Origin of the sequence: Archangium sp. Cb G35 (assembly GCF_001896145.1) — a bacterium.
In the GTDB taxonomy this organism is placed as follows: Bacteria; Myxococcota; Myxococcia; order Myxococcales; family Myxococcaceae; genus Archangium; species Archangium violaceum.
Genome location: NZ_MPOI01000020.1, coordinates 1 through 18958 on the forward strand (window position 1 = coordinate 1; position 18958 = coordinate 18958).

Below are 18958 nucleotides of genomic sequence, written 5' to 3' on the forward strand. Positions count from 1 at the left end.
GGCCGGTACCGTGCGCTTCCACCCGGCCTGGGTGGAGTTCTGCCGGGACTGGGACGTCACCCCCAAGGCATGCGGGCCGTACCGCGCGCGCACCAAGGGCAAGACGGAGTCGGGCGTCAAATACGTCAAGCGCAACGCGCTGGCGGGCAGGGGCTTCGACTCCTTCGGCGCGATGGAGAGGCACCTGGAGGAGTGGATGGCCGAAGCGGATGCACGCGTGCACGGCACCACGCACGAGCGCCCCCTCGACAGGTTTGAGCGCGAGGAGAAGGCCGCGCTGCGCCCGCTGCCCTCGCGTCCGTTGCCACGCCGCCAGCAGAGGCTCAAGCGCAAGGTGGCCAATGACGCGCTCGTGGACGTAGACACGGTGCGCTACAGCGTGCCGCACCGGCTGGTGCGCGAGAGCGTCGAGGTGCAGGTGGGCGAGCAGCAGGTGCGCATCTTCCACGCCGGCAAGTTGGTGGCCACCCACGCACGCGGCAAGGAGCCGCACGCCCGTGTTGTCGACGAGGCGCACTGGGAGGGCCTGTGGCGGCCGCGCACTGTGGAGCCCGTTGAGGGGAGCTCCAAGCTGGCCGTGCACGGGCGCTCGTTGGAGGACTACGCCGCCGTGGTGGAGCATGCCGGGAAGCGAGGTGCTGCATGAGCCACGAGCTCATCCACGCGCGCGTGCTCGAGCACCTGGAGCGGCTGCGCCTTGGACACCTGGTCGAGCGGCTGGACGCGCTGCTGGCGGAGGCGGCGCGCACCGAGCCCACCTACCTGGACTTCCTCGACGCGCTGTTGCGCGAGGAGATGGGGGCCAAGCAGCGCAAGCGAATCAGCATGGGAATCACCATCGCGCACTTCCCGGCGGTGAAGACGCTGGAGGACTTCGACTTCAAGGCGCAACCCTCGGTGGACCAGCGGCTGGTGCGGGAGCTGGCCACGGGGCGTTTCATCGCCCAGGCGGAGAACGTGCTGCTCTTCGGCCCGCCGGGAGTGGGCAAGACGCACCTGGCGATTGGACTGGGCCGCGCGGCGGTGGAGACCGGGCACTCCGTCCTCTTCACCAACGCCACGGCGCTGCTGGCGGCGCTGGCCAAGGCCGAGAGCGAGGGGGCGCTCAAGGACAAGCTCAACTACTTCGCCAAGCCGAAGCTGCTGGTGGTGGACGAGCTGGGCTATCTGCCCTTCGAGAAGCGCAGCGCCCACCTCTTCTTCCAACTGGTGGCGCGTCGCTACGAGAAGGGCAGCATGCTGCTAACCACCAACCAGATGGTGGGCCAGTGGGGCAGCGTCTTTGGCGATGACGTGCTGGCCGCGGCCATCCTCGACCGGCTGCTGCACCACAGCCACACGCTGCTCATCCAGGGCGAGAGCTACCGGCTGCGGCAGAAGAAGAAGGCCGGACTGCTGAGCCGAGGCGTGCCGCAGGCCACCAACAGCACAGCTGAACCCGAGCGCTGAGCCTCGGCAGTCGCCTACGCTCGCCCTCGCTCAAGAAGCAGCGAGGGCGAGCTCCGGCGGACGCACGCAGCAGAACGACGTAGCATCTCGACGTAGGACACCGGGCCCTGGGAGGGGGTCAGTTTTAGTGACGTAAGGGGGTCAAAAATTCCTGTCGCCTGACAGGGCCCACCCGTCCACGAGCCCCCACACCGCGTCCAACCCGAGCCATGCAACCAGAAGCACCGTCAGGCTCGCAGCCAGTGCTTTCGTGAACGGCTCGGGCACCAGCCAAAGCGCGAGGTACAACCCGGCCGCCCACACCAGAGAGGAGAGCACCGCCTGGGGACTCAACTCCCGCCCCAGGGCCTCCCGCGTCTCGTCCAGCACGGTGCCAAATGCCAGGGCGAGCGCCAGCGTGCGCCGGTCGTCCGTGCGCAGATAGGGCCCGTCCCAGAAGAGCCCCAGACAGTCCCCACCACCGCGCCCCTCACACCAGCGCAGGTATTTCGCCCGCAGGGCCGCCTCCGCCTCGGGGACAAGAGGACTTTTGTCATCCAGGGGAACCAGGCTGAGAACGCGACCGCGATACACCTCGGCGAGCAGTTCCTCCTCCGGCATGGATTGGAAGAGCCGCTGTGCTGTCTCCTGAGGAGTCCCCTGCATCTGGAAGCCGCGGCCGAGTTACTGCACCGCCCGCTGGAACTCCGCTCTCGTGACGACCACCACGCGGGTGGAACCGCGAGGCTCGACCATCTCCACCTGGACAGCGAGCACGGGCTCGAACTGCGGTGGCGCCGGGCGAAACTCTTGCTGCACCATTGTCGTTCGAGAGTGGCGGCTCCCCGCGAGTTGACCGCCCACGGGCGTATGCGTGAGGCACGCCGCCTGAAGCATGAGAACCATCAGCGAGAAGGATCCAGACAGAGTCCACAGAGAGGAGCCCCGCGATATCTCTCGCCGAGCAGCACCTTGTGCATTCGTGTTATCCCGCTCGCCAGGACTGCGGTGCTTCTTCTCCATGTGAGACATTCACCCCTCCATCAGAACCGACTCAGGGCTGACGGGCGGCAGTGCGCTGGAGCTCCTCCAAGATGGCTGGAAGCTGCGCGTGATCGCTGTAGGGAATGACCCGGACGTTGTACTCGCGCTCGTAGCGGTCCCGGTCGTTGTCGCTCGGGTCCTTCAGGAGCGCGTAGTGCCGGCGGGCCGCGGACTTGAATGCCTCCGCGTTCCACTTCAGCACGAGATCCAGGTCGAGTGGGTCATTCATCCCGTAGCCGATGAACAAGAACGTGTAGCCCTGGAGCAGATAGCCCAGAACGGCTCGGTAGGATGGGTTGGAACGAACATCCCTGTACTCGCTCTCGGTCATGACCACGGTGTCGTGGCGCTCCGCCGTCCCGTGGACCTTGAGCAGGACATGGCGCCCAGACTCCAGGTCATTGAGCGCCAGCTCCGATTCCTTCCACGTGTAGGGCTGCCTGTGCTGCGCCTCCTGGAGCCGTTCGAGGAGCGGGTCGTAGTTCGTGGTCAGGATCGCGCGAACACCGAGCCGGGCCACGGCCTGATGCGCCGCGCCCGGGGCCGCGTCCGAGGGGCGGAAGACGTCATTGAGCGCCGTCTGGTAGTCGCGGTCGAGGGCTGCGCGCAGGGAACCAAGATCCGCGAGCATGACTTCGAGGCGCATGCGCCCCGTGAACAAACCGCGCCGGGCCTGGATGACCTGAGCGTCGAGCGAGCCAAGACGCTCACAGACATCGAGCAACCGGTGGGGAAGCTGCGACCACGTGGGGAAGTTGCCCTTGACGTCGCGGCCAAGAGAGAGGCCGGAGCCAATGAACAAGGCGAGCGCGTTGGAGCGGTAGGCCTCGAGAACGGGCTTCGGGAAGGGAATGCTCATGGTCGGTCCAGGTGCTGACGTATTGATGAGAGCCGGGCCCGCCCTGGCAACAGCCGGCTCCATTTCGAGAATCCAGACATTTCCAAGCACGTCGCCCGCACAAACGACATCGGATGTGGCCGCGACTGAGAGAAAGGCACCCGTTCCGAAAAGCGTGGAGAGGCACTGCCCCGAGCCGATATCCCACACCTTCAAGGTCTTATCGTAGGACGCCGACACCACGCGCCGCCCATCCGGCGTCACCGTGCAGCCGCTCACCCACCCCTCGTGTCCCCTCAGGGTTGCCAGCTCGCGCCATGTCTCCACATCCCACACCTTCAGGGACTTGTCCTCCGATGCGGACACCACGCGCCGCCCATCCGGCGTCACTACACAGCCCATCACCCATCCCCCATGCCCCTTCAAGGTAGAGACTTCCCGTCCCGTCTCCACGTCCCAGATCTTCAGCGTCTTGTCGTTCGACGCCGACACCACGTGCCGCCCATCTCGCGTCACCGCACAACTCCGAACCCCACCCTGATGGCCCTTCAGGGTTGCCAGTTTCCGACCCGATTCCACATCCCAGACCCGCAGCGTCCGATTTGCGGATGCAGCGACAACACGGTCTCCACGCGACCCCCCCGCGCAGCCCATCTGCCAATCCCCATCGCCCTCGAAGTTGAACAATTCGCGACCTGTTTCCACCTCCCAGATCTTCAGCGTCCCGTCATCGGACGCGGACACCACGCGCTGCCCGTCCGGCATCATCGCGCAGCAACTCACCACTCCACTGTGACCTTCCAGCGTCCTCAACGCCTGCCCCGTCTTCAGGTCCCATACCTTCAGCGTCTTGTCGTTGGAGGCGGACACCACACGCTGTCCATCCGGCATCATCGCGCAGCTATTCACCCACCCCGAATGACCCCTGGGGGTGGACAGCTCCTGGACTGACTCCACCTCCCAGATCTTCAGCGTCCCGTCATCGGACGCGGACACCACGCGCTGCCCATCCGGCGTCACCGTGCAGCCCCCAACCCCATCCCCATGACCTTTCAGGGTGGCCAGTTCTCGACGTGTCTCCACGTCCCAGATCTTCAGCGTCCCATCATCGGATGCTGACACCACCCGCTGCCCATCTGACAGCACCGAGCAGCACCGCACCCAGCCCTCGTGACCATTCAAGGTCGCCAGTTCCCGGCTCGTCTCCACGTCCCAGATTTTGAGCGTGCCATCGTTGGACGCCGACACCACACACCGCCCGTCCGGCAGCACAGCGCAACTGCGGACCCCGCCTCTGTGGCCCTCCCAGGAGGCCATTTCCTTCCCCGTTACCCAGTCCCACACCTTCAACGTCATATCGTAGGAAGAGGACACCACACGCCGCCCATCTGGCATCACCGCGCAGCCACTCACTCCTCCTCGGTGGCCCCGCAGAGTTACCAACTCCCTCCCCGTATCTACTTCCCAGACTTTCAGTGTCTCGTCGTCAGACGCAGACACCATGTGCCGCCCGTCTGGCGTCACCGCGCAGCCGTTGACCGCGGCCTCGTGCCCCGCCAGTGTCACCCACTCCTTCCCGGTCTCCGCGTCCCACACCTTCAGCGTCTTGTCGTCCGACGCCGACACCACGCGCCGCCCATCCGGCGTCACCGCGCAGCCCAACACCCACCCCTCGTGGCCTCTCAGGGTTGCCAGGTCCTGTCCCGTCTCCACATCCCAGATCTTCAGCGTCTTGTCGTTGGACGCCGACACCACGCGCCGCCCATCTGGCGTCACCGCGCACCCTCTCACCCAACCGTGGTGTCCGTCCAAGGTGCGTTCACTGCTCCCGGCCGCCACAGGATGCCGCAAACGAAGCGCAGGCAGCCCCTCTGGAAAGTGCAGCGTCTCTTCGACCCTCGCAGCCGTCCACCCGAAGGAGCGCAGCCGGTTGTAGACAACCAGTGCCAGTGCCTCCGGGACCTTCCTCAAACCATGGGACTCGGCCTGGATGGCCCGAAGAAGAGCCACCGGGCACTCCACCTCCTCAGGGCGTCCCCATTCCGCGCCACCGCGTAGGTCTTCCTCGACGGCGAATACACCCGCGAGCCGACACTTCGCCTCGAGATAGCCCAGGTCCGTGTAGAGCCTGCGTGCCCGCCCCCACTCCTCCGCCTTCAACCAGTGCGTCACGCCATGGCGCAAGGCATAGCGCCGACGGAAGCCCCGGTCAGCAGTCTCCACCGGCCACCGGCACAAGCGCTCCGCCAATCGCTGGTGCTCCGCCCGCTCCCGCTCGTGACCGAGCTTCGACAGGATGAAGCTCCGGAAGGACTCATGGAAGGGCCGCCAGACCTTCTCGCACCCCTCATGCCCCGGCTCCTCGAGGAGGAACGCGCGTGCCCCGCGCAGGAATCTCTCGCCGTCCTCCAACTCCTTCCAGGAGGCCACTGCCGCCAGGACCGACAACGGCAGCGCCTCACGGGCCACGGCCACCACGCCGAGCCCTTCGAGAACCACCTTACGAAGCTCCTGGGGCAACTCCTGGATTCGGTTCCAGTTCTCCTCGAGCAGCGCTTCCAGTCCGCGAGGTAGCGACTCAGCCCGCCGCTTCTCCACCGGCTGCCCGTGCAACCACTCCTCCAACTTCACCGCGTAGAGCACGTTGCCTTCGGCCCGCTGCACGACCTCTCTCACGAAGGCGGGGGTCAGCGGCGGCACGAACCGGGGTGCCACGTATTCCCAGTACTGACGCACCACGTTCCTGTTCGAGCCCGCCCACTGCACGCCATCCAGGTCGATGGCGCGAAAACCCTCCCGGGCCTCCAGCCAACTCAGGTACGGGTACGTAGGCCGCGAGGCACACAGCACCTTCACCCCGGGCGGCAGCACGTGCGGCAGGAAGCGCGGCAGCGGGTTGGAGCCGTCCGGCTCGCCCTCGACCTCGTCGAGGCCATCCACCACCAGCAACAGCCGCTCATTGCGCGGCTTCAACTCCTTGTCCGAGACCCGTTGCAACAGCTCGCGCAGGCGCGACTCGGGGCGTGCATTTGAATCCACCAGCTCGGGGTACAGCCGCTCCACCTGCGCCGCCAGGTTGCGCTTGACCGCCTCGGGCCGGTCCCAGTCCTCCACGCCGCGTCGCAGGAAATGGTGCGGCGGCACCGGCAGCCCCGCACCCTCGCGCCGCTTCAACCACTCGGTCAGCAGCGCGCTCTTGCCCATCCCCGGCCCGCCCTTGACCAGTACCCACCCGCGCGAGGGTCCGCCCAGCAGGAGAGCCTCCAGCTCGGCCATCACGTCCTCACGCCCGATTAGTTCCTCGTGGCGTCCCCGCTCCAACTGGAAGTCGATGATGTCGCTTGCCATGCTTGCCCGGCATGCTACCAGAGCGCCCCCCCTCAACTTCGTGGGATACCCTTGATGATGCCCCTCCACATGCGGGCAGGTGCCTGCATGCTCCTGCCCCTCCTCCTCCTGGCATGTAGTACTCCGCGTTCTGTCCCCTCCGAGCGTCTCGTACCTCCACAGGACCGGCTCCTGGTCATTCGCGATACCTCGGATGAGGCGCAGGCGGTGACTTGGCAGGAAGCATCAGATTTCGACCGGGCCCTGCTGGCTCAAGCGCTCGTCCGGGCAAGGGAGTCAGGGCCGATAGCGCTCACCGCGCGCCGCGCCAGGGACTGCGACAAAGAGCAGATCGAGTGCTTCCGACGCTGCTGGAAGAGGAAGCCTCCCGATCTCATCGAGCGTGGGAGCCCAGGCCATTATTCGTACTGCCAGAACACGTGCCGTGAGGCGTATGAGGACTGCCTCAAGCTGAAAGAGCTTCATGCCATGGAGTTCACCGCCATGGATGAAGCCATTGACTGGCTGAAGCGCCATCGCCAGGAGGTGCTGGTGGGCACCATCGTCACCGCGGCTGGAGCAACATTCATCGTCGTCTCCGCCGGTGCTGGAGTCCTGGTCCTCGCCCCGCTGGTACTGATGACTCAATCGGAAAGCACACCGGAAGGCGCCGTCTGTGGGGAACGGAAATGAACTCCAAGCTGGAAGACCTCCTGAAATCCCTCGGAGCGCTAGCAGGGCAGCACTCCAGTGAGCCGGAATCCGTGGCCACCATCGAAACCGCCGCCAAGGCGCTCCTCTTCCTGCAACACGTTGGCCGGCTGAGGGACTTCTGGGAGTACGCCAGGGTCTTCAACACAGAAGAGGCCTGGCCGAAGCCCCTGCGCTCCTTCGGCACCCGGGACGAGGCACTCGCATGGCTGCGAGCCCAGGCGACTGTTCCCTACGAGGCGGTCATCGAGGTGGCAGGCGCTCGCCATAACGTCACACGCATGCGCGACGGTGAGTGGGTCTTCATCCGCTTTCCCACGATCGAGGAACTGGAGGCGATGGACGAAGAATCCGAGGGGTGAGCCTGCCTCCGAGACATCAGGGCCCGGAGGCGGGCCTCGACCCGGGCGCCCAGAGCCGCCCCAGGTCCAGTGGCTCGGCGTCGAATGGCTCGGCGTGGACCACGTCCCCTCCTCCGTACCGGGCGAACCGCCAGCCTTGCGCTCCTCGCCGGTAGACCTCCAGCGTGCGCGCCCGCGGGTCCACCAACCACGCGTGGCTCACGCCCTCTTGATGGTAGAGCCGCAGCTTGTGTTCCCGGTCCAACGCCTCCGTGGATGGGGAGAGCACCTCGCAGACCCAATCGGGCGTCAGGTCGAAGAAGGGCGCATCCTGCTCGAACAACCTGGGAGCCCGTTCGTAACGCCAGCCCGCCAGATCCGGCACCAGCACCTGCCGGCCGAAGTGCCACTCCGGCTCCCTCACGAGCCACCAGCCTCCCCGCCCGCCCTGCCCAACACCAAAGGTGCGCCCCAGTCGTGCACCGAGCACCGACATCGCCCACAGGTTCCATGTCGATGGGCGGGGAAAGGCATACAGCTCGTCGTCGATGATCTCCCCCACCCAACCCGGTGGTAACGCCTCGATGTCCTCGTAGGTGGCTGGACGCTTTCCCTTCGCCATCGCTCCTCCCGCAGGCCTTCCCGCCTGACTGCTCACATCCTACAGGAAGGCCTGACGGGAGAGGTAGGGTCCCGCGCCCTTTCAGCGTGCCGCTCGGGCCAGTCCCGCCACGCCCAGCACCACGCCGCCCAGCAGCGCGGCGAGGCCCGCCGTCGCCGACAACCGCTTCCACAGCGGCGTCGGTGGCACCGGCCCGTACGGGCCCACGCCCTGCGCCATCGGCCGGAAGAGATTGCCCTCGGGCCGATGCAGGGGTTCATCCTTCATCTGCATCCGCGCGCCGAACCGGCCCATCAACGCCTTGCCCATCCTCGGGAAGAGCGCGTTCACCCACAACAGCAGCCGCCCGCCGAGGAACACCGGCACCACCGTCCTCCCCGGCCACGTCGCGCACCGCACCACCGCACGCGCCGCCACGTCCGGGTCATACGTCGGCGGCACCGGCTTCGGCGCCAGGCCGAACATCGTCGGCGCGTGCGCGAACATGTTCGTCGCCACCGAGGGCACCAGCACGTTCGACACCTGTATCCCCGTGCCCACCAACTCCATCTCCAGGCACTTCGCCCACCCCAATGTCGCGTGCTTGCTCGCGCTGTACGCCGCCAGCAGCGGCGCCGAGCCCTTCGACAGCATCGACTGCACGTTGAGGATGTGGCCGCTGCCCTGCGCCTTGAAATGCGGCAGCACCGCCCGCGCGAAGCGCATGAAGCCAAACACGTTGATGTCGAAGGTGCGCGTGAGGTGCTCCCACGGCAGCTCGTCGAAGAAGCCGTACGACTGCACCGCCGCGTCGTTCACCAGGAGGTCCACCCGGCCGTAGTGCGTCAGGCACTCGCGCACCACCTGCTCCACGTCCGCCTGCACCGTCACGTCTCCGGGCACTGAAATACATTCCACACCCTTCGACTCCAATTCGTGGCGCAGCTTCTCCAGCGCCTCCACCCGGCGCGCGGTGATGCACAGCTTCACCCCCGCCTCGCCCAGGCGCACCGCCGCCTGCCAGCCCACTCCGCTCGACGCCCCCGTCACGATGGCGACCTTGCCCTTCAGGTCCTGGCGAGCCATGTCCTCTCCCCTGTCTCCCGGGCCCCGCACCGGGCCTCGCTCGAGCCGCACTTCCACCCCGAAGGATGGGAATTCCCGCCCCCTCCGCGCACCTCGCGCCCCCTCGGCCCCCGCCTGCCCGCCCGGGTGCCGTGGTGCCGGACGACCTCGGACGTCCACTGGTGAACGCCATCCGGTGGCATTTCCTCCTGTCCCCATCAGGTCGGGTGAAGCTTCACAACCTATGAGCTCGATGCTCGATGCCGTCGTGGTGGGCGCCGGTCCCAACGGGCTCGCCGCCGCCATCTCCCTGGCGCGCGCGGGCCGCTCCGTGCGTGTCTTCGAGGCCGGCCCCACGCCCGGCGGTGGCGCCCGCTCGGCCGAGCTCACCCTCCCCGGCTTCGTCCACGACATCTGCTCCGCCATCCACCCGCTCGCCGCCGCCTCGCCCTTCTTCCGCCAGTTGCCCCTCGCCGCCCATGGCCTCGAATGGGTCCACCCCGAGGCCGCCCTCGCCCACCCGCTCGACAACGGCACCGCCGCCGTCCTCGAGCGCTCCCTCGAGGCCACCGCCCAGGGGCTCGGCCCCGACGCCGAGCGCTATGTGAAGTGGATGCGCCCCATGGTGCGTGCCTTCGACGACGTCATGGCCCAGCTCGGCGACCCGCTGCGCATCCCCCGCCGCCCCTTCCGCCTCGCCCGCTTCGGCCTGCGCGCCCTGCGCCCCGCGCACTCGCTCGCCTCGCATGCCTTCCACGGGCCTCTGGCGCGCGCCCTCTTCGCCGGCTCCGCCGCCCACTCCTTCTCCGCCCTGGAGAAGCCCTTCACCTCCGCCTTCGGGATTCTCCTGCTCGCCTCCGGCCACGCCGTGGGCTGGCCCTTTCCCCGCGGTGGCACGCAGAAGCTCGTGGACGCGCTCGTCAGCTACCTGCGCGCGCTCGGCGGCGAGGTGGAGACGGGCCACCGCGTGCTCAACGTGGACGAGCTGCCCCGCTCGCGCGCCGTGCTGCTCGACGTGACGCCCCGGCAGCTCGTGAAGCTCGCCGGCCACCGGCTGCCTCCGTCCTACGTGGAGAAGCTCCAGCGCTTCCGCTACGGGCCCGGTGTCTTCAAGGTGGACTGGGCCCTCTCCGGCCCCATTCCCTGGCGCGCCCCCGCGTGTGCCCGCGCCGGCACCGTGCACCTCGGCGGCACCCTGGAGGAGATCTCCGCCAGCGAGGCCGCCGTCTCTCGCGGGGAGATTCCCGAGCGCCCCTACGTGCTGCTCGCCCAGCACACGCTCTTCGACCCGAGCCGCGCCCCCTCGGGCCAGCACACCGGCTGGGCGTACTGCCACGTCCCCAACGGCTGCACCGAGGACATGACGGAGCGCATCGAAGCCCAGGTGGAGCGCAGCGCTCCCGGCTTCCGCGCACGCATCCTCGCCCGGCACACGCGCTCGCCCGCGCAGTACGAGGCCTACAACCCCAACTTCATCGGCGGTGACATCTCCGGCGGCGCCATGGAGGGCGCACAGCTCTTCGCCCGGCCCGTGGCCCGGCTCGTCCCCTACGCCACGCCGGATCCGCGCCTCTATCTGTGCTCGGCCTCCACGCCTCCGGGGCCCGGCGTGCACGGGCTGTGTGGCTTCCTCGCCGCCCGCGCGCTGCTCGCCAGCGAGGTGTGGCGCAAGGGCTGAGGGCCGACCGATTCGAGAGGGCCGACCGATTTGAAGGACGTCAGAACCAACCGCAGGCCGTACACCACCTCCGGCTCATTGCATGAGTCACGTGGTTAGCGCTCCGCCCTGTCTCGACCAGAAAGTCGTGTGACCGGAAAATTGACGGTCCTGCACACCTTGGTACATCGGACAGAGCATCAGCAGGCAACGAGCCTGTAGCACCAGAAGCGACGAGACAAAAAAGCTCGTGATTTCAGGTAGTTGGCTGAAAGCCATCATGAGCGCCACCGGCTTGACAATGTCGACTTGAAATCTGCTCGCCAGATCATTAGATCTGACTTTGTCGAAAGGGCTCGGTGGAGCCATATCCCTCAGGAGGGAGCCATGCCGGACCGGGACATCTTCACGACCCTGTCACCGCCCCTGCGCGGAGCGGCACAAAGCCTCGTGCGTACAGCGTGCGGCAAGGAGCCTGAACTCCTCCCCATTGCTGAAGGGCTCAACCACCTCCTTGACGGAGGTGTTGCATCCCTTCACATGACGCTGAGGTGTCTCGCATCCCAAGCTGGTGACGAGCGCCAAGCGTGGTTCGAGGACTTCGCCCACATCCACCGGTCCGCTTTGAGCCGCGTGCGCGAGCAATACGGCAAGGACTGGAAGGACGAACTCCTCTGCCAGGAAGCCATCCGTGCCTGTGGATTGGGGATCCGAGACGAGCAGTACGTCCTCCGTTGCTTCGTCATGAGCGCCATCAACTCCGCGATCATTGAAGCTCGGGGAGGAGTGGCTGAGCGGCTCAATAAGAGAGGCATCCAGCTTGACGTGCAGGAGCTTGAGAGTCACCTAGCGCAACTGATCGATACCACTGCGGCCCTGATGGTGCGGAATCCAAACTTCAAGCGGCTGGGCCTCGCCTCGAAGTTCCGGAGCGAAGTGGACCTGTACGGCGAAAATCTCCTGTGAGGTCCAGCATGAGCACCTTCCGATATACCGTAGGCAGCTTCGGCGAAGTCCTCATGCATCCATCGGAAGGAAAGCCTCGCCGGTTGGGACGGATACGGCTGGAGCATGAGCCGCTCACTTGGTTGGGACAGCTCCGCCCCATAGCGCGCGACCTTCTTCATGTAGCAACCGCCGTCCACCACGTCGATCGGATCGCTCCACGCAGCGTTGATGGAGACCAGGCGTCACAGCACCACGGCCGGCCTCGGAGAATCGAGCTGGAGGTGGGCGTTGCAGAACCAGGGCATTTGAACGGGGTACGTCCTGCCTTGGAGAAGTTCCTCCATTGGTTGACCGATGACCAGTGGACTCTGACGTTGACTCGCTCCCAGATATGCGCTCCGCAGCAACTCGACTGGAGCATTGAGCGCCTGGACGGAGCAGAAGAGGTCGCGCTGTTCAGCGGTGGATTGGACTCTGTCGCAGGCGCCTATACTCGCCTCCAGGAACGAGGCCGCCCGCTCTACTTGCTGTCTTCCCTCGGCACCTCTGTGCGCGAGCATTTCCTGAAGGAGACCCTTTCGGTTCTGAAGCTGCGGAATTTGCAGCATCGATGGATTGGCTTCCGTCACCAACTGCGCACCGGGCAAGGCCCGTTGAAGCTTGAAACTCCCAATCGGACCCGTGGCTTTCTGTTTCTGAGTGCCGCAGCAGTTGCTGCCGACGCGCTGGGGATCAACACAGTAGCTACATACGAGTGCGGCGTGGGGGCACTCAATCTTCCAATGAATGCGGCGCAAACTGGCGCCCAGAATACGCATGCGATGCATCCCTACACGCTGATACAACTTGAGAGCATCCTGGAGAGCTTGCTCGAGAAGCACCTAAGGTTGGAAGCACCCTTCCTCCTGAGTACCAAAGGTGCATTGTGTCGCCGGGTCGGCGCTGATCTGACGCGCCTGGCTCGCATATCGAACTCGTGCGATGAAACGGAGCGAAACAAGCGCGACCTCAACGAGCATTGCGGAGTATGCACTTCCTGCCTGTTGCGACGTGCATCGCTCTATTCCGTCTTGGGGCAATCAGACCCCACCTACTATCGGTGTCGATCTACGCGAAGAAGTGGGCAGTACCAGGTAAGTGCCTTCGAAGCGCAGGCACGGCGCTTCGCCAAGATGACCCGTTACGAGGACTTGGTCGGCAATGCGCGAACTGTCGACCACGCAGTGGAGTACCTCCGGCGAGAGACTCCGCAATTATCCCGCGAAGAGGCACAAGAACAGGTTCTATCCCTTTTCCAGCGCCACGCCGCCGAGGTGCTTTCGTTCTACGAGCAGCAGCGTCCGCGTAGCCTCCCCAGGCGACCACGCCAGCACATCACCAAGCAGGCCAACCATGATCTCTTCCGAGCTACTTGGTGAGCGAATCGCCCAGGCGCGCAAACGACTGAACCAGACGCAAGAGCAACTGGCGAAGAGCATCGGCGTTGCACGCACAACGTTGGTGGCCATGGAAAAGGGGGAGAGGCGTCCCACCAACGCGGAGCTACTCAAGCTCGCGCAGGAACTCTCCATTTCCGTGAACGAACTGCTCCGTGAGCACACGGTCGTTGCGGACGCATCCCCCAGGTTCAGGATGGCGCCGCGTCAAGCACGAAGCGACGCGGTGGAAGAAGCCGTCGAGCGCCTCAAAGCGCTCGGAAGGAAGTACGTTGAGTTGGAGCAGGTACTCTCCGTCACCCGAACCCCGGCACCTCTCGAGGCCATCACCGCATATCGCGCCTCCCAATCACCCACTGGGTTGGAGCCTCGTCTTGCAGCGCAGGATGCCGCTGCGTTCCTGCGCAGGCACCTTGATCTCGGTGATGGGCCCGTGCTCGCACTCGAGTCCCTCCTGGAGTTGGAAGCAGGTCTGCGCATCTTCCAGCTTCCGCTCCCCTCGGAAGTCGCCGCCATCTTCCTTTGGAGTGACACGCTGGGCGCTTGCGTCGCGCTCAACCGACTTCAACTCCGGGAGCGCAGACGGTGGTCCCTAGTCCATGAGTTGGGGCATTTCCTACGCGACCGCGAAGCTGGGGATGTGCTGCCCGCGAAGTTCGAGGGTCGGCTCGATCCTTCCGAAATATTCAGTGAGACCCTAGCCGCCGAGTTCCTCATGCCCGCTACTGGAGTGAGGCGCCGCTTCGCCGAGCATTTGAGGGACAAGGGAGCCCACTTCTCCGCCGCAGACCTCATCGCTATGGCCCGCTTCTACGCCGTGTCCTTTCAGGCCATGACACTGCGTTTGGAGGAACTGCAACTTCTGTCGGCAGGAACGTACCGGAAATTGGTTCAGCGAAATTTCCGCCCGCAGGCCGCTCAGAAACAAATGGGATTGAAGCCTGCCCGGGAGAACGCCGAGCGATGGCTTCCCCAACGTTACGAAAGGCTGGCCCTGGAGGCCTATGCGCAGGAGCTGCTCTCCGAAGGAGAACTCGCGAACTACCTGCATTGTGATCGGATCACGGCGCGCGAGCTGTACCTCGCACGCCAAGTGGAGGCTACCGAGGGCGGAGAGCTCGTTCTGGACCTCGGCGAAGACGTCCTCAACGCCCGGAACGCGGGGTAGGCGATGCCGACGAAACACGTCGTCATCGATGCGTGCTCGGCCATCAACCTGCTGGCAACGGGGCGAGCCATCGATTTCCTCCGCGCGATGGATTGGACGCTGTTCGTCCTCCCCGAGGTAAGGCAGGAGGCTCAGCGTCTCCGCGGTCCGCTGGACGAGGAGGGGCAGCCCACTTGGGTGCCCGCCGATTGGAGCCCACTAGAGCAGGCAGGGCTCTGCACCTTGCATCCCTCGGAACTCATGGGGGATGCGTTCGTTGATGCCTTTGTCGACGCGGCAGCCCACCTCACCGATGTTGATGCACGCGCCGTAGCCATGGCCGGAACACTCGGGCTACCGCTGCTTTCAGATGACGGGAAGGTGCGCAGGATCTTCCAAATGCTGTACCCGTCCCTTGAACTCCACGCCACGCTGGGAGTGATACGCTCGGCATCAGGCCAGCTCGGTCTGGACCCGGGAACGGTGAAGGACGTGCTACGTGCTCTCCGCTGGAAGGCAAGGTTCGCGCCCCCCAAGAGCGACACCGATCGAGAGTGGTACCTGTCATATCTGACCGACTGACTCGGGACCTCCTCCACGCCTCCGGGGCCCGGCGTGCACGGGCTGTGTGGCTTCCTCGCCGCCCGCGCGCTGCTCGCCAGCGAGGTGTGGCGCAAGGGCTGAGCGGCGTCTCCCTCACGCCTCCGAGCGCCGGGTGCCCTCCACCGTCGGCGCGCGCTTCAGCATGTAGAGCGCCGACAGCACGGGGTACAGGAACACGAGCGACCACAGCACCACGTCCATCGGGCCGAACTGGAAGCCCGCCCCCGTCAGCCGCACCCCCGCCGCCAGGGCCTTGAGGGGAAGCAGCAGGGCCGCGGCGATCAACCCCACTCCCGGGGCGCGCAGCGTGACGAGCCCGGCGAGCCCGATGGCCCCGCTCAGCACGAAGGGGAACACCCCCCGCTCCGCTCCCGTCTCCTCCGCCGCCACCCGCAGCAACACGTCATCCCGCAGCAGGTGGACGAAGCACGCCAGCAGCAGGCTGTAGGCCGCGCCCCTCACCCACGTCATGGGGTTCCCCTGCGAGCCCGGCACCGGCCGTCCCTCGTGCTCGACGAGCAGCAGCTGCAACCCGCCCTGGTGCAGCCTCACCCCGAGCCGGCTCCCATCCGGGAGGCCCCAGAGCTCACCGTGACGCAGGGCACTCTTCCCCAGGCTCTGGCCCACCTGCACGCCGTCCACCGTGGCCCGCAGCTCCTCGTAGTGGCCTCGCCAGGAGAGCTCGAGCCGCTTCGGTCCGCCCTCCTCCAGTCGGAAACGTCTCGTGTGCATGGGGCTCCTGAATTTCCCCTGAATTATCACGGCCCGCCCTTCCCCCTCCCCCTCTCCCCGGCGCGTAACCCCCTGGAATCCGGCCTCATTCACTTCCAGTGACTTCCGTTTTACCTGGATTTTTCACTTTTTTGGGATGCGCGAGGCTTCAGGGCCTCTTCCAGATAAGGACCCATGACTCCAGAATCCCCCCATCGCTCCGCGTCCCTCCCGGTGAATGACACGGCCCGCCGCGGCCCGAAGATCGCGATCGCGCTCGGTGCAGTGGCCCTGCTGGCGGCGGTGGCGCTCCTCTCCCGTGGCTCGTCCGCGGAGGGCGGCCAGCCCGAGTCCTCCCAGGCCGAGGCCCCCCCGCCCTCGTCCAACGGCCCCGCCGCCTCGAAGGCCGGGAACGCGCAGGGCGGACCCGCGCAGGCCGAGTCCAAGCCCAAGCAGTTCAACAGCACCGTCTGCTGGGAGGACCTGGAGCGCTTCAACGAGTCGGTGACGCTGGAGACGTTCCGCGACTGGGCCGGGCCGCTGCTGGCCGTGAAGGATCCGCTCGTCCTCGACTATCTCAAGGGCCGCCTGGCCGAGCTCATCGGCGATGACGCGGGCCGGGCCGGTGAAGTGCTCGACTGGGCGCTCGACGCCTCGCCCGCGGAGTTCAAGCTGTTCATGGGCGGCCTGCGGGGCTCCAAGGCCCTGCCCAAGATGGCCTCGCGGCTCACCGAGCTCGGGCTCGACGAGAAGCTGGACCTGGGGCGGCGCGCGGGCTTCCTGGACGAGCTGCAGCGCATGCCCCGGCTGGAGCCGGCGGCGCTCGACAAGCTGGCCACCTTCGCGCAGGACGCCGCCTCGGGCGAGGCCGGCTGGGTCACCACGCGCGCCATCGGCCGGGTGATGAAGGAGGACTACAAGAAGTCCGGCAACTTCAAGCCCTACCTCGACAAGCTCCTCACCATCAGCAGCCAGTCGGCGGACGAGCAGGTGCGCTACCTCGCGGCCGAGATGGGGATGGACGCCGATGCGCCGCTCGACACGAAGGCCACGGAGCGGCTCGGCAAGCTGCTGGCCACCGAGGGCAGCGAGGACGTCCGCATGATGGCCGCGCACGAGCTGTCCATGTCCGAGGACAAGGCCCAGGCGCTGGAGCTCTACGGCAAGAACTTCCAAATCGAGAAGGACCTCTGCGTGCGCTGGGCCCTGTTCCGCTTCGCGGCGCGCACCGCGGGCAAGGACGCGCTCCCGGTCATGGCGGACATGGCCATGACGGACCCGCGCTTCCAGGGCATCTACCAGGAGTTCGAGAAGCTCTACGCCAGCGGCATCGTCGACTTCGACCGCATCTGGTTCTCCCTGCCCACGGACGATCCCTTCGGCTGCCTGGACCGCCACGAGGAATGAGCTCCGGAGCCCACCCATGACACGCGCCTTCCTTCGTATGAACGTGCTCCCCACCCTGACGCTCACCGTGTGCCTGCTCGCGCCGGCCCTGGCTTCCGCGCAGCAGTCCGCCTCGAGCGAGGCCCCCGCCCTCCAGCCCACGACGTGCTCGGTCGAGGGGCTGATGGACTCCATCCGCCGCGGGATGAAGTCCAAGTCCGAGGCCTACAAGCTCTACCTGCGCACGCTGCTGCGCGAGTCCGCCGTCAACCTGCCGCGCGCCGAGCTCCAGGCCGCCTTCGAGCGCGAGTACGACCCCGTGATGGTGGAGCACCTGGCGGCGGCCCTGGTGGCGCGCACCGAGCGCGGCCTGGAGGACGATGCCTTCCAGGTGGTGGCGAAGCGGGCGCTGGAGGACCGGGACCCTGGCCTGCGCGCCGCCACGGTCCGCGCCATGCGCCGCACCGGCGCGCTGGGGCGCAGCGGGGAGATGTTCGAGCGCCTGGTGAGAGATCCCTCGCCCGAGGTGCGCATGGAAGCGGCGACCAACCTCGTCGAGGACACCCATTACGTCTACGGCGGGCACCATGGCCCGGCGGCGGATACCGCGGTGTCGGCGGCCGCGGCCTCGGACGACCCGAAGGTGACGGCGAAGGTGCTCGGCCAGCTCATGACGGGGGAGATCAGCTCCGACTCGGCGCGCAAGCTCGAGCGGCTGCTGGGCAGCGACTCCGCCGAGGTCCGCGCCGCGGCGTCCACCGCGCTCGGCGGCGTGCCCGTGGCGGAGATGGCCAACGCCCGTCAGTCGCTGACCGGCATGTACCGCGACGAGAAGGACCCCACCGTCCGCAAGGCCATCCTCCAGAGCATCGCCCGGCTCGGCTTCTCCGGCGCGGTGCCCGAGCTCCAGCGGTTGCGCGCTGTCGACCCGAGCATGACGTCGGAGATCGACAGCTGGATTCGAGTCCTCAACATGAACCACCAGGATTGGAGCCTGATCCTGAGGGAGAAGCAGCGGCAGCAACAGGCTCGGTAGCGAACACCCCCCCCCCACTGGGGCCGGTCCACCGGTCCAGAGGAACAACGATGCGTAAGACGATGAAGACGACGCTGGCAGTCCTGGCTTCCCTGGCGTTCATCCCCGCGGCCGCGACCGCCGACGTCCGGGTCGGCTCGCCCTTCCCGGGCACCGTGACGGCCACCACGTACTACTCCAGCGGCAGCTTCCACGGCGCGGTGGACATCTCCAGCGCCAACGCCTGCGGCTACTGGGGCGTGGAGACGGGCGCGTACGGCTCCTACTACTGGAACGTGACCATCCGCACCACCGGCACCGTGTGCTACGGCAACGGCAGCGGCAACCAGAACGAGGTGAAGCACACCTTCGCCAACGGCAAGATCCTCCGCCAGTGGCACTTCCTCAAGACCGGCGCCTCGGTGGACAAGACGTGCGACCGCTGCCAGATCGGCGACGAGGGCGGCACGGGCAACGTCACCGGCCCCCACACCCACATGCAGGTCGACCGCAACGGCAGCAACCTCACCGGCTGGTACGACGGCACCACCACCAGGGGTGAGTTCCTCAGCCGCGGCGAGACCGTCGGAAACATCGCCACGTAACCAGTAGTAACCAGGCCTGTCCGGGCCTCGTGTGCACTGGGAGGCGCGCCTGTCCGGGGCCTCCCAGCCCGTCTCCTCCCCCCTTCTTCACAGCC

17 protein-coding genes and 1 pseudogene are annotated in these 18958 nt (G+C 66.6%); 12 read left to right on the plus strand and 6 right to left on the minus strand.

Annotated features, from left to right (window positions below):
• Positions 1-646: pseudogene (locus BO221_RS45780) on the plus strand (IS21 family transposase); the annotation flags it as partial.
• Positions 643-1449 carry an IS21-like element helper ATPase IstB gene (gene istB / locus BO221_RS45785; RefSeq protein WP_073567249.1) on the plus strand — a complete coding sequence of 269 codons (807 nt, stop codon included), beginning with the start codon at positions 643-645 and terminating at the stop codon, positions 1447-1449. The pseudogene BO221_RS45780 and the gene istB, both read left to right, overlap by 4 nt.
• A 141-nt stretch (positions 1450-1590) precedes the next feature.
• Here the strand turns inward: istB and BO221_RS45790 are convergent, their stop codons facing one another.
• From BO221_RS45790 to BO221_RS45800, 3 genes are all read right to left on the minus strand, one after another.
• Positions 1591-2094, minus strand: coding sequence for a hypothetical protein (locus BO221_RS45790; RefSeq protein ID WP_143196069.1), 504 nt, complete (start codon positions 2092-2094; stop codon positions 1591-1593).
• Between the two features lie 18 nt (positions 2095-2112).
• Positions 2113-2250, minus strand: coding sequence for a hypothetical protein (locus BO221_RS55190; protein WP_158080030.1), 138 nt, complete (start codon positions 2248-2250; stop codon positions 2113-2115).
• Between the two features lie 232 nt (positions 2251-2482).
• The gene (locus BO221_RS45800; protein WP_073567252.1) at positions 2483-6658 is read right to left on the minus strand and encodes an SIR2 family protein; all 4176 of its coding nucleotides are present in this window, start codon (positions 6656-6658) and stop codon (positions 2483-2485) included.
• An 87-nt stretch (positions 6659-6745) separates the two neighbouring features.
• Between BO221_RS45800 and BO221_RS56800 the strand changes: the two genes are divergently transcribed.
• Together BO221_RS56800 and BO221_RS45810 are read left to right on the plus strand one after the other, a co-directional pair.
• Positions 6746-7330, plus strand: coding sequence for a hypothetical protein (locus BO221_RS56800; protein WP_233166560.1), 585 nt, complete (start codon positions 6746-6748; stop codon positions 7328-7330).
• Positions 7331-7401: 71 nt separating this feature from the next.
• The gene (locus tag BO221_RS45810; RefSeq protein ID WP_233166561.1) at positions 7402-7710 is read left to right on the plus strand and encodes a hypothetical protein; all 309 of its coding nucleotides are present in this window, start codon (positions 7402-7404) and stop codon (positions 7708-7710) included.
• Positions 7711-7726: 16 nt separating this feature from the next.
• Here BO221_RS45810 and BO221_RS45815 read toward each other — a convergent pair whose 3' ends face one another.
• Together BO221_RS45815 and BO221_RS45820 are read right to left on the minus strand one after the other, a co-directional pair.
• Entirely contained in the window at positions 7727-8311 is a 585-nt protein-coding gene (locus BO221_RS45815; protein ID WP_073567254.1) for a Uma2 family endonuclease, read from the minus strand.
• 81 nt (positions 8312-8392) lie between these two features.
• On the minus strand, positions 8393-9376 hold the full coding sequence (locus BO221_RS45820; protein ID WP_073567255.1) for an SDR family oxidoreductase: 984 nt from the start codon (positions 9374-9376) through the stop codon (positions 8393-8395).
• A gap of 223 nt (positions 9377-9599) precedes the next feature.
• Here BO221_RS45820 and BO221_RS45825 point away from each other — a divergent pair, with 223 nt between their 5' ends.
• The 5 genes from BO221_RS45825 to BO221_RS45845 all read left to right on the plus strand — a co-directional run bounded on the left by BO221_RS45825 (position 9600) and on the right by BO221_RS45845 (position 15125).
• Complete coding sequence (locus BO221_RS45825) at positions 9600-11033, plus strand: NAD(P)/FAD-dependent oxidoreductase (RefSeq protein WP_073567256.1); 1434 nt, start codon at positions 9600-9602, stop codon at positions 11031-11033.
• A gap of 366 nt (positions 11034-11399) precedes the next feature.
• Positions 11400-11978 carry a hypothetical protein gene (locus BO221_RS45830; protein ID WP_073567257.1) on the plus strand — a complete coding sequence of 193 codons (579 nt, stop codon included), beginning with the start codon at positions 11400-11402 and terminating at the stop codon, positions 11976-11978.
• Positions 11979-11986: 8 nt separating this feature from the next.
• Positions 11987-13378 carry a 7-cyano-7-deazaguanine synthase gene (locus BO221_RS45835; RefSeq protein ID WP_083682538.1) on the plus strand — a complete coding sequence of 464 codons (1392 nt, stop codon included), beginning with the start codon at positions 11987-11989 and terminating at the stop codon, positions 13376-13378.
• The gene (locus BO221_RS45840; RefSeq protein WP_073567259.1) at positions 13353-14564 is read left to right on the plus strand and encodes an XRE family transcriptional regulator; all 1212 of its coding nucleotides are present in this window, start codon (positions 13353-13355) and stop codon (positions 14562-14564) included. The genes BO221_RS45835 and BO221_RS45840 overlap by 26 nt, the downstream gene beginning before the upstream one ends.
• A 3-nt stretch (positions 14565-14567) precedes the next feature.
• Positions 14568-15125: a hypothetical protein gene (locus BO221_RS45845; protein WP_073567260.1), complete on the plus strand. Its 558-nt coding sequence runs from the start codon at positions 14568-14570 to the stop codon at positions 15123-15125.
• Between the two features lie 114 nt (positions 15126-15239).
• Here BO221_RS45845 and BO221_RS45850 read toward each other — a convergent pair whose 3' ends face one another.
• Positions 15240-15878, minus strand: a complete 639-nt coding sequence (locus tag BO221_RS45850; RefSeq protein ID WP_073567261.1) for a hypothetical protein — start codon at positions 15876-15878, stop codon at positions 15240-15242.
• Between the two features lie 174 nt (positions 15879-16052).
• On the opposite strand from BO221_RS45850, the gene BO221_RS45855 reads away from it, so the two are divergent.
• From BO221_RS45855 to BO221_RS45865, 3 genes are read left to right on the plus strand one after another with little or no spacing between them, the layout of a single operon-like run.
• Entirely contained in the window at positions 16053-17264 is a 1212-nt protein-coding gene (locus BO221_RS45855; RefSeq protein ID WP_073567262.1) for a hypothetical protein, read from the plus strand.
• Between the two features lie 16 nt (positions 17265-17280).
• Positions 17281-18279 carry a HEAT repeat domain-containing protein gene (locus tag BO221_RS45860; RefSeq protein ID WP_073567263.1) on the plus strand — a complete coding sequence of 333 codons (999 nt, stop codon included), beginning with the start codon at positions 17281-17283 and terminating at the stop codon, positions 18277-18279.
• Between the two features lie 50 nt (positions 18280-18329).
• Complete coding sequence (locus tag BO221_RS45865) at positions 18330-18863, plus strand: hypothetical protein (protein WP_073567264.1); 534 nt, start codon at positions 18330-18332, stop codon at positions 18861-18863.
• The last annotated feature ends 95 nt before the right edge of the window (positions 18864-18958 follow it).

Bases quoted from the DNA above. Each gene is read 5' to 3' on its own strand.
- BO221_RS55190 (WP_158080030.1), bottom strand. From the start codon at position 2,250: ATGGTGCAGCAAGAGTTTCGCCCGGCGCCACCGCAGTTCGAGCCCGTG.
- BO221_RS45835 (WP_083682538.1), top strand. From the start codon at position 11,987: ATGAGCACCTTCCGATATACCGTAGGCAGCTTCGGCGAAGTCCTCATG.
- BO221_RS45800 (WP_073567252.1), bottom strand. From the start codon at position 6,658: ATGGCAAGCGACATCATCGACTTCCAGTTGGAGCGGGGACGCCACGAG.
- istB (WP_073567249.1), top strand. From the start codon at position 643: ATGAGCCACGAGCTCATCCACGCGCGCGTGCTCGAGCACCTGGAGCGG.
- BO221_RS56800 (WP_233166560.1), top strand. From the start codon at position 6,746: ATGCTCCTGCCCCTCCTCCTCCTGGCATGTAGTACTCCGCGTTCTGTC.
- BO221_RS45865 (WP_073567264.1), top strand. From the start codon at position 18,330: ATGCGTAAGACGATGAAGACGACGCTGGCAGTCCTGGCTTCCCTGGCG.
- BO221_RS45840 (WP_073567259.1), top strand. From the start codon at position 13,353: ATGATCTCTTCCGAGCTACTTGGTGAGCGAATCGCCCAGGCGCGCAAA.
- BO221_RS45820 (WP_073567255.1), bottom strand. From the start codon at position 9,376: ATGGCTCGCCAGGACCTGAAGGGCAAGGTCGCCATCGTGACGGGGGCG.
- BO221_RS45845 (WP_073567260.1), top strand. From the start codon at position 14,568: ATGCCGACGAAACACGTCGTCATCGATGCGTGCTCGGCCATCAACCTG.
- BO221_RS45790 (WP_143196069.1), bottom strand. From the start codon at position 2,094: ATGCAGGGGACTCCTCAGGAGACAGCACAGCGGCTCTTCCAATCCATG.
- BO221_RS45860 (WP_073567263.1), top strand. From the start codon at position 17,281: ATGACACGCGCCTTCCTTCGTATGAACGTGCTCCCCACCCTGACGCTC.
- BO221_RS45815 (WP_073567254.1), bottom strand. From the start codon at position 8,311: ATGGCGAAGGGAAAGCGTCCAGCCACCTACGAGGACATCGAGGCGTTA.
- BO221_RS45830 (WP_073567257.1), top strand. From the start codon at position 11,400: ATGCCGGACCGGGACATCTTCACGACCCTGTCACCGCCCCTGCGCGGA.
- BO221_RS45825 (WP_073567256.1), top strand. From the start codon at position 9,600: ATGAGCTCGATGCTCGATGCCGTCGTGGTGGGCGCCGGTCCCAACGGG.
- BO221_RS45855 (WP_073567262.1), top strand. From the start codon at position 16,053: ATGACTCCAGAATCCCCCCATCGCTCCGCGTCCCTCCCGGTGAATGAC.
- BO221_RS45850 (WP_073567261.1), bottom strand. From the start codon at position 15,878: ATGCACACGAGACGTTTCCGACTGGAGGAGGGCGGACCGAAGCGGCTC.